The sequence below is a fragment of the Kitasatospora sp. NPDC029367 genome (assembly GCF_055569135.1).
The window spans coordinates 22,458-33,066 of the sequence record NZ_JBVHYH010000094.1 but is presented as its reverse complement, the minus strand read 5'-3'; the positions used below and the strand labels follow the sequence as shown (position 1 = coordinate 33,066).

General features: G+C 76.4%; 2 protein-coding genes (1 of these 2 running past the window's edge). Both read right to left on the bottom strand.

Annotated features, from left to right (window positions below):
• Nucleotides 1-4,361 (bottom strand): SDR family NAD(P)-dependent oxidoreductase (locus ACZ4W5_RS34060; RefSeq protein WP_465658905.1); only part of this gene is annotated, 4,361 nt, incomplete at its 3' end.
• A 10-nt stretch (nucleotides 4,362-4,371) separates the two neighbouring features.
• Nucleotides 4,372-10,609, bottom strand: the final stretch of a protein-coding gene (locus ACZ4W5_RS34055) for a type I polyketide synthase (RefSeq protein ID WP_465658907.1). It continues 21,749 nt past the right edge of the window; only the last 6,238 of its 27,987 coding nucleotides appear in the window; the start codon falls outside the window, past its right edge — the gene reads right to left on this strand; it ends in the stop codon at nucleotides 4,372-4,374.

Here is a 10,609-nt window from a genome sequence, read left to right as displayed (position 1 = left end):
CGGCGCCAGTGCGCCAGGGCGTCGAGGTAGACGTTCGCCGCCGCGTAGTTGCCCTGCCCGGCACTGCCCATCACGCCGGAGATGGAGGAGAACAGGACGAAGGCCGTGAGGTCCTGGTCCTTGGTCAGCTCGTGGAGGTTCCAGGCAGCATCGACCTTGGGGCGCAGGACGGCCGACAGGCGCTCGGGAGTGAGCGCCGTCACGATCCCGTCGTCCAGCACACCGGCCGCATGCACGACACCGCTGATCGTCCGGCCGCTCAGCGCCGCGGCGAGCGCCTCGCGGTCGGCGGCGTCACAGGCCACCACCTCGACGCGCGCACCCAGCTCCGCCAACTCGGCCACCAGCTCGGACGCACCACCCCGGCGGCTCAGCAACAGCAGCTCACGCACACCGTGCTCGGCCACCAGGTGCCGGGCGACCAGACGCCCCAGACCACCCGTGCCACCCGTGATCACGACCGTGTCCTCGCCCCAGCCCGTCGAGGCTTCATCGGAGACGACACGGCCGAGCCGCCCCACCCGGACGACGCCGTCGCGCACCACCACCTGCGGCTCGCCCACGGCCAGCACGGCGTCCAGCGGCAACTCGCCGTCCGTGTCCACGAGCACGAACCGGCCCGGGTTCTCGGACTCCGCCGCCCGCACCAGGCCCCACACGGCCGCGCCGACGAGGTCCGACACCTCACTGCCCGCCACGGCTCCCCGGGTGACGAAGACCAGACGCGCGTCGGAGAAGCGCGGCTCCGCCAGCCACTCCTGCACCAGGCCCAGCGCCCACGCCGTCACCTCGTGCACGTCCTCCGGCGTCGAACCGCCCGCCACCGGGACCGCCACGGCCCCCGGCACGTCGTCGCCGACCTCCGAGAGCGCCGCGACCTGCACGGACCGGACGCTGACCGGCCGGGCGGGCGCGGCAGTGACCCACTCCAGCCGCAGCAGCGAGCCGTTCGTCCCGTGGGCGGCGGCGGCCGGCTCGCCCAGCTCGACCGTCTCGGCCGACAGCACGAGGTCACCCGCCGCGTCGGCGAGCGCCAGTGACAGCGTGTCCGCGCCCGTCCGCACCAGCCGGGCCCGCACCACCGTGGCACCCGTGGCGTGCAGCGACACCCCGGACCAGACCACGGGGACGAGCCCCCGGCCGTCCGCCCGCAGGACGGCGGCCGGCAGCGCCGGGTGCAGGCCGAACCCGGCTGCCGCTCCCGCCAGTTCGGCCGGGAGGTCGGCCTCGACGAAGGTCTCCTCGCCACGCCGCCAGACAGCGGCGCCGTCCGCGACCGCGCCGGTCGGTGGCCAGACGGCCGCATCGAAGTCCGCGGCCCGGGCTCCTGTGGTCAGCACCCCGGTGGCGTGCTCGGTCCACGGATCGTCCAGGCCGCCGTCGGCGCTCGCGAAGAACGTCACCGTCCGCGCGCCCGACTCGTCCGGCGCACTCGCCCGGACCTGGACCACCGTGCCGCCGCCCGTACCGCCCAGGGCGAGCGGGCGGGTCACGGCGAGCCGCTCGACCCGGTCGCAGCCGACGTGGTCGCCGACCCGGATCGCCAGCTCCAGGAACCCGGCCGACGGGAACACGCCCGCGTCGCCGTCCCACGCCGCCGAGCCGGGTGAGAGCCGGCCGGTGAAGACGACGCTGTCGGTGCCCGCGAGCGGCACGGCGGCGCCGAGGAGCGGATGGTCGGCCGCCAGCAGTCCGGCAGAGGCGACGTCGCCGACGCCGTTGCCGAGGGCGGGCCAGTAGTGCTCGTGCTGGAAGGGGTAGGTGGGCAGGTCGGCGCGCCGGGCGCCGGTGCCGTCGAACAGCCGGGCCCAGTCGACGGGGACACCGGTGACGTGCAGGCGGGCGAGCGCGGTGACGAGGGTGTGCTCCTCGGGCCGGTCGCGGCGCAGCAGCGGGAGCGCGGGGGCCTCGGAGTCGTGGCCGTCCTGCTGGGCGAGGGCGGCGAGGATGCCGTCGGGGCCGAGTTCGAGGAAGGCGGTGGCATCGGCCTCGCGCAAACTGCGGAGACCGTCGGCGAAGCGGACGGTCTCGCGGACGTGGCGCACCCAGTAGTCGGGAGTCGTGACGTCCGTGTCCAGAGCGCCGGTCAGGTTGGACACCAGCGGGATCGAAGGGGCCTGGTAGGTCAGGCCGTTCAGGACCTCGCGGAAGTCCGCCAGCATCGGCTCCATCAACGGCGAGTGGAACGCGTGCGAGACCTGCAACCGCGTGGTCTTCCGGTCGGCGAAGCGCGCCTCGATCGCCGAGACCGCCTCCTCCGCCCCCGAGACGACCACGGACGTCGGCCCGTTCACAGCCGCGATCGACACCAACTCACTCAGCAGCGGCAGGACTTCTTCCTCCCTCGCCTGCACGGCCAGCATCGCACCGCCCTCCGGCAGCGCCTGCATCAAACGGCCACGGGCACGCACCAGCGCGCAGGCGTCCGCCAGCGAGAACACCCCGGCCACATGTGCGGCCGCGATCTCGCCGATCGAGTGCCCCGCCACGAACTCCGGTACCACACCCAACGATTCGACCAGCCGGAACAACGCCACCTCGACCGCGAACAACCCCGCCTGGGCATGCTCCGTCCGATTCAGCAGCTCCGCATCGTCACCCCACACCACCTCCCGCAAGCCCGGCTCGAACTCCGCGCACACGGCATCGAAAGCCGACGCGAACACCGGGAACCGGGCGTACAACTCCCGCCCCATCCCCAACCGCTGCGACCCCTGCCCCGAGAACAGGAACGCCGTCGACCGCTCCCCCGCCACCCCACGCGCGACCTCGGCACCATCCACCAGCACCGCCCGGTGCCGGAAGCGCGACCGTCCCGCGAGCGACAGCCCGACGTCCACGGGAGTGCCACCGACCCCGGCAACCCGCTCCAGCTGCGCCTCCAGCGCCGCCTCCGACTTCGCCGAGACCACCCACGGCACCACACCCGGCACCACCGACGGACCGTCAGCCGCAGAGCCCTCCTCGGGAGCCTCCTCCTCCACCGCCTCCTCGACGATCACGTGCGCGTTCGTCCCACTGATCCCGAACGACGACACCCCCGCCCGGCGCGGCCGGTCCACCTCCGGCCAGGGGCGGGCCGAGGTGAGCAGCTCGACGGCCCCCGCCGACCAGTCCACACGCGAGGACGGTGCGTCCGCGTGCAACGTCCTGGGCAACACGCCGGCCCGCAGCGCCTGCACCATCTTGATCACGCCCGCGACCCCGGCCGCCGCCTGGGCGTGGCCGAAGTTGGACTTGATCGAGCCCAGGAACAACGGGACCTCGCGCCCCTGTCCGTAGGTGGCGAGGAGCGCCTGGGCCTCGATCGGGTCGCCCAGCGGCGTGCCCGTCCCGTGGCCCTCGACGGCGTCGACCTCTCCGGCCGACAGCCCGGCGTTGGCGAGCGCCTGGCGGATCACCCGCTGCTGCGAGGGGCCGTTGGGCGCGGTGAAGCCGTTGGACGCGCCGTCCTGGTTGACCGCCGAGCCCCGGACGACCGCGAGGACGCGGTGCCCGTTGCGGCGCGCGTCGCTCAGCCGCTCCAGCACCAGGACGCCCACGCCCTCGGCCCAGCCCGTCCCGTCGGCCCCGTCGGCGAACGCCTTGCAGCGCCCGTCCGAGGCCAGTCCGCCCTGCCGGGAGAACTCCATGAGCGAGCCGGGCGTCGCCATGACGTTGACGCCGCCCGCGACGGCGAGCGTGCACTCGCCGGCCCGCAGCGCCTGGACCGCCCAGTGCAGGGCGACCAGCGAGGACGAGCACGCGGTGTCGACGGTGACGGCCGGGCCTTCCAGCCCGAGGGTGTAGGAGAGGCGGCCGGAGAGCGCCGAGGCGGCGATGCCGGTGCCGATGTCGCCTGTGGCGTCGGCCAGGGAGCGCACCAGCAGGTACGCGTAGTCCTGGCCGTTGGTGCCGAGGAAGACGCCGGTCCGGCTGCCGCGCAGGCCGGCCGGGTCGAGGCCGGCCCGCTCGAACGCCTCCCACGAGGTCTCCAGCAGCAGGCGCTGCTGGGGGTCGGTCGAGACGGCCTCGCGCGGCGAGATGCCGAAGAAGTCGGCGTCGAAGCCGGACACCGAGTCGAGGAAACCCCCGCGCCGCGAGACGCGGGTGCCGCGCTCGTCGACCCCGGCGTCCGCCAGGGCGCCGAGGTCCCAGCCGCGGTCCTCCGGGTAACCGCCGGTGGCGTCGGTGCCGCCCGCCACGAGGTCCCAGAGGTCCTCGGGCGAGGCGACGCCGCCGGGATAGCGGCAGCCCATGCCGATGATGGCGACGGGTTCGGCTGCCGCGTCCAGGAGCCGGCGGTTCTGCTTGCGCAGCCGTTCGGTCTCCTTCATCGAGGACCGGAGAGCGGCGACTACCTTGTCGTGGGGCGTGGTCATCTCTGCTCCGTCAGTCCTGGGCGTGGTCGGGGTCGTTGCGCAGGGCGGCCTGCACCAGGTCGTCCAGGTCCATCGCGTCGATGGCGTCGGCCTCCTCGGGTTCGCCGCCGCCGGCACCGCCCCCGGCACCGTCGGCCAGCCTCAGCAGGGCGTCCAGCACGCCGCTGCGCCGCAGTCGGTCCAGCGGGACGGAGTCGACGAGGGCCCGCAGGCGGTCGCGCTCGGGGTCGCTGGGCTCCCCGCCGTCGCCCTCGTCGACCAGCAGGCCGAGCAGGTGCGCGGCGAGCTCGGTCGGGCTCGGGTGGTCGAAGACCAGCGTCGGCGACAGGTCGAGGCCGGTCACGGCGCCGAGCCGGTTGCGCAGCTCGATCGCGCCGAGCGAGTCGAACCCGAGGTCGCGGAAGGCCTTCTCCGGGCCGACGGCCTCGATGCCGGGCAGTCCGAGCACCTCGGCCGCCCTGCCGCGCACCAGCCCGAGGAGGGCGGCGGCGCGGCGGGCCGGGCTGAGTCCGGCCAGTTCGACGCGCAGCGCGTGGCCGTTCCCGGTGTCCTCGCCCGGGCTCTGCGCGTCGGCGTAGCCGGGGAGTTCGGCGAGCAGCCGGCTCGGGCGGACGGCGGTGAAGGCGCGGACGAAGCGCTCCGGGTCGACGTCGGCGACCAGCGTGGTCGGCGCGGTGTCGAGGACGGCGCGGCGCAGCGCGGCGACCGCGACGGCCGGGTCGAGCGGCTTGATGCCGGTGCGGCGGGCGGCCTCGCCGGCCCGGGCGTCGGCGGCCATCCCGCCGCCGGCCCAGGCGCCCCAGGAGAGGGAGGTGGCGGCGAGTCCGGCGGCGCGGCGGCGTTCGGCGAGGGCGTCGAGGACGGCGTTGGCGGCCGCGTAGTTGCCCTGGCCGGGGTTGCCGACGGCCGCGGAGGCGGAGGAGAACAGGGCGAAGACGGCGAGGTCGTGGTCCCTGGTCAGCTCGTCGAGCAGGAGCGCCGAGGTGGCCTTGGCGCGGTGGACGGCCTCGAAGCGGTCGGGGGTGAGGCCGTCGATGACGCCGTCGTCGAGCACACCGGCGGCGTGGACGACGGCGGTGAGCGGGTGTTCGGCGGGCACGGCGGCCAGGACGGCGGCGAGTGCCTCCCGGTCGGCGGCGTCGCAGGCCGCGAGGGTGACGGCGGTGCCGGTGGCGGTGAGCTCCTCGCGGAGCTCGGCCGCCCCGGGGGCGTCCGGGCCCCGGCGGCTGAGCAGCACCAGGTGCGGGGCGCCGGCAGCGGCGAGGCCGCGGGCGACCTCGGCGCCGAGCGCGCCCGTGCCGCCGGTGATCAGGACGGTGCCGGTCGGCTCCCAGTCCACCGGATCGCTCGCGGCGCCGCCGGGCGTGGCGGCCAGGCGCCGGCCGAGGATCCCGGTCGGCCGGACGGCCAGCTGGTCCTCCCCGTCCGGGTCGGCGAGCACGGCGGCCAGGAGGGCGGCGGTGCGCCGGTCGAGGCTCGCGGGCAGGTCGATCAGACCGCCCCAGCGCTGCGGCAGTTCGAGCGCGGCCACCCGGCCGAGGCCCCAGACGGCGGCCTGGGCCAGGCCGGTGACGCGGTCGCCGGGGGCGGCCGCGACGGCGTCCCGGGTGAGGCACCACAGCGGGGCGCCGATCCGGGCCTCGCCGAGGGCCTGCACCAGGGCGGCCGTGCGGGCGAGGCCGGCGGGGGCGCTGCCGCCCGCGGACTCGTCGAGGGCCAGCAGCGATACGACGCCCGCGATCTCATCGGCCGTGTACGGGAGTTCGGCGAGCTGCCCGACGAGTCCGGCGCGGTCGGCGTCGGCCTCGACGGTCAGCCGGACGGCGCCCGTGCCGAGCGCCGCGAGGACCTCGTCCGTCCAGGCCGGGTCGCCGTGGCCGGCGGGCACGACGGCGAGCCAGGTGCCGGCCGGGGCCGCGGCGCGCGGCCGGTCGAGCGGCTTCCAGATGATCCGCCGGCGGCGGGCGTCCACCGCGGCCTGCTCCTCGCGCCGCTCGTGCCAGTCCCGCAGGGCCGGGAGCACCTGGGCGAGGGCCTCGCCGTCGACGTCCAGGGTGTCGGCCAGCGCGTCGAAGGACGCGGTCCGCAGCGCCGTCCAGAACTCCCCGTCGGGGGACGCGGGCGACCCGGCGGACTGCTCGGGCCAGTAGCGCTGCCGCTGGAACGGGTAGGTGGGCAGGTCGACCCGGCGGGCGCCGGTGCCGGCGAAGAGCGCGGACCAGTCCGGCGCGAGCCCGTCGGTGTGCAGGCGGGCGACGGCGGCGAGCAGGGTCGTGCGCTCGTCGCGGCCGTGGCGCAGCGCGCCGGCGGTGACCACCGGACGGGCCGGGTCCGCGTCCGCCGCCGTGCTGGCCTGGACGAGCGCGGACAGCACGCCGTCCGGGCCGAGTTCCAGGTGGCGGCGCACGCCGCGGGCGCTGAGGGCGGCGACGCCGTCGGCGAAGCGCACGGCTTCGCGGACGTGGCGCACCCAGTACCGCGCGTCGAGCCGCTCCCCGGTGTCGCCGATGACGACGGAGCCGGTCAGGTTGGACACGAGCGGGATGCGCGGGGCCGCGTAGGTGAGGCCCCGGGCGGTCCGCTCGAAGTCGTCGAGCATGGCGTCCATGTGTACGGAGTGAAACGCATGGCTCACCCGCAAACGCCTAGTCCTGCGTCCGTCGGCCGCGAAACCTGCGGCGATGCGTTCGACGGCGTCGGCGTCCCCGGAGAGGACGACGGCGCGGGGGCCGTTGACGGCGGCGATGGAGACGCCGTCCGTGAGCAGCGGCAGCACCTCCGCCTCCGTGGCCTCGACCGACACCATCGCTCCCCCACCGGGGAGTTCCGACATCAGGCGGGCACGGGCGGCCACCAGCGTGCAGGCGTCATCCAGCGAGAACACCCCCGCCACGTACGCCGCCGCGATCTCACCGATCGAATGCCCCACCACGAAGTCGGGCCGCAGACCCCACGACTCCACCAGCCGGAACAGCGCCACCTCCAGCGCGAACAACGCCGGCTGCGCATACCCCGTGTCGTCGAGGAGCGCGGCCTCCGCCGAACCCTCCGCCGCGAACAGCACCGGGCGCAGCGGCCCGGCCAGCCGTCCCTCGAAGCCGGCGAGGACGGCGTCCAGCGCGTCGGCGAACACCGGGTGGGCGGCGTACAGCTCCCGCCCGGCGCCGGGGCGCTGCGAGCCCTGGCCGGGGAAGAGGAAGGCGGTCTTCCCGCCCAGGGCCGAGCCCTGGACGAGCTGCGGCGCGGCCTGGCCGTCGGCGAGGGCTCGCAGGCCCTGCGCCAGTTCGGCGCGGTCGGCGGCGAGCACGGCGGCCCGGTGGTCGAGCAGCGTGCGGGTGGTGGCCAGCGAGTGGCCGAGGTCACGGACCGTCAGCTCCGGGTGCGCGGCGAGGTGGCCGAGCAGCAGGGCGGCCTGCTCGCGCAGCGCGGCGGGCGTCGCGGCGGAGAGCGGGACGGGCAGCGGCCGGTCGTCCGGGCGCTCCTCGGCGGGCTCGGCCGCGGGCGGCGCCTCGACGATCACGTGGGCGTTGGTGCCGCTCGCGCCGAAGGCGGAGACGCCCGCCCGGCGCGGGCGGCCGGTGGCCGGCCACGCGGTCTCCTCGGTGAGGAGCTCGGCGGCGCCGGCCGTCCAGTCGACGTGCGAGGACGGCGTGCCGGCGTGCAGCGTGCGCGGCAGCAGGCCGTGCCGCATGGCCAGCACCATCTTGATCACGCCGGCCACGCCGGAGGCGGCCTGGGTGTGGCCCAGGTTCGACTTCAGCGCGCCGATCAGGACGGGCCGTTCGCGCTCCTGCCCGTAGGTGGCGAGGAGCGCCTGGGCCTCGATCGGGTCGCCGAGCTTCGTGCCGGTGCCGTGCGCCTCGACGGCGTCGACCTCGGCGGCGGTCAGGCCCGCGTTGGCCAGGGCGCGCCGGATGACGCGCTGCTGGGACGGGCCGTTGGGCGCGGTGATGCCGTTCGACGCGCCGTCCTGGTTGATCGCGGAGCCGCGCAGGACGGCCAGCACCCGGTGTCCCCGGCGCTCGGCGTCCGAGAGCCGCTCGACCACCAGGACGCCGACGCCCTCCGACCACGCGGTGCCCTCGGCGTCGTCGGAGAACGTGCGGCAGCGCCCGTCCGGGGACAGCGCCCCCATCTCGCCGAACTCGACGAACCCGACCGGGCTCGACATCACCGTCACACCGCCCGCCAGCGCCAGCGAGCACTCGCCGGAGCGCAGGGCCTGGGCGGCCAGGTGCAGGGCCACCAGCGAGGACGAGCACGCGGTGTCCACGCTGACCGAGGGCCCCTCGAGGCCGAGGGTGTAGGAGAGCCGGCCGGACAGCAGGCTCGCGGACTGCGCGGTCTCGACGTGCCCGAGCTGGCCGACGGCCGGCCGGTAGTCGCCGCTGCCGCCGCCGATGAACACGCCGGTGTCGCCGCCGCGCAGGCCCGCCGGATCGATCCCGGCGCGCTCCAGCGCCTCCCACGCGGTCTCCAGCACGAGCCGCTGCTGCGGGTCGACGACCATCGCCTCGTACGAGGAGACCCCGAAGAAGGCAGCGTCGAACTCGGCCGCGTCGTACAGGAACCCGCCCTGCTGGGTGACGCTGCGCCCGCGCCCGTCGCGGTCGCCGTGGGTGAGCCGGTCGAGGTCCCAGCCGCGGTCCGCCGGGAACGGTCCGATCGCGTCGGTGCCCTCCCGCAGCAGCCGCCACAGGTCCTCCGGCGAACGGACGCCGCCCGGGTAGCGGCAGCCCATGCCGACGATCACGATCGGGTCGTCGGTGTCGGCGGCGACGGCCGGGCGCTCCACCGCCCGGGCCTCGTCGAGGAGTTCGGCCCGGAGGTAGGCGGCGAGCGCGGCCGGGGTCGGGTAGTCGAAGACGAGCGTCGCGGGCAGGCGCAGGCCGGTCGCGGCGGCGAGCCGGTTGCGCAGGTCGACGGCGGTCAGCGAGTCGAAGCCGAGGTCCTTGAACGGTTGCCCGGACGGCACGTCGTCCGCGTCGGCGTGGCCGAGCACGGCGGCCGACTCGGCCCGGACGATCGCCAGCAGTGCCTCGGTGCGCTCGGCCGCCGACCGCTCGCGCAGCCCGGCGCGCAGCACGTCGGCCTTGCCGGAGCTCGCTTCCTCGGGCTTCGCGGTCACCCGGGCCTCGGGCAGGTCGGCGAAGAGCCGGGTCGGCCGGGTTCCGGCGAAGGCGGGCGCGAAGCGCTCCCACGCCACGTCGGCGACGGTGACGGCGGAGCCGTCGAGGTCGGCGGCGAGGGCCGTCAGGGCGCGGCCGGGGGCGACGGGCGGCAGCCCGTTGGCCCGCAGGTGCACGGCCAGGGAGTCGGGCGTGCTGCCCGCCCAGGCGCCCCAGGCGACGGCGGTGGCGGCCCGCCCGGCGGCGCGGCGGGACCGGGCCGCGGCGTCGAGGACGGCGCCGGCGGCGGCCTCGTCGGCCCGGCCCTGCACGCCCCAGGTGCCGGCGATCGACCCGAACAGGACGTAGGCGTCGAGCTCCCGGTCCGCCAGTGCCTCGTCGAGCGCGCCGAGGTCGGCGAGCAGTCCGGTCAGGGGGTCACCGGACTCGGCGGACCGGCCGGTGTAGAGGACGGCGGAGAGGTCCGGCAGTTCAAGGACAGAGGCGAGGGCGGCGCGGTCGCCGGGCGTGCCGGCGACGAGGGTCAGGTCGGCGCCGAACTCGGCGAGCGCGGCCCGCAGTTCCCTCTCCTCCGGTCCCGTCCGATCACCGGCCGCATCGGCCGCATCGGCCGCATCGAGCGCCCCGGACGCACCGGCCGCCGCCGGCCCTGCCGTCAGCAGCACCACGTGCTCGGCACCCGACCGGGCGAGCCAGCGGGCCGTGGGAGCCGCGTGGCCCTCCGGCTCGCCGACCAGCAGGACCGTACCGCGCGGGGTCCACGGGCGTGCCGTGTCGGCCGTCGTGGCACGCACGAGCCGGCGGGCGAAGGCCCCGGCAGCGCGCAGCGCCAGCTGGTCCTCGCCGTCCCCGGCCGTCAGCAAAGCCCGCAGGCGAGCGGACGTACGGGCGTCGGGCTCCTCCGGCAGGTCGATCAACCCGCCCCAGCGGGTGGGCAGTTCGAGCGCGGTCACCCGGCCGATGCCCCACACCGCCGCCTGCGCGACGTCCTGCGGGGCCTCCGTCTCACCGACGGCGACGGCACCCCGGGTGAGGCACCACAGCGGGGCCTCGACCCCGGCCTCGCCGAGGGCGGCGAGCAGGGCGTCCGGCCGGGCGAGCCCGGTGGGCTCGCCGCCG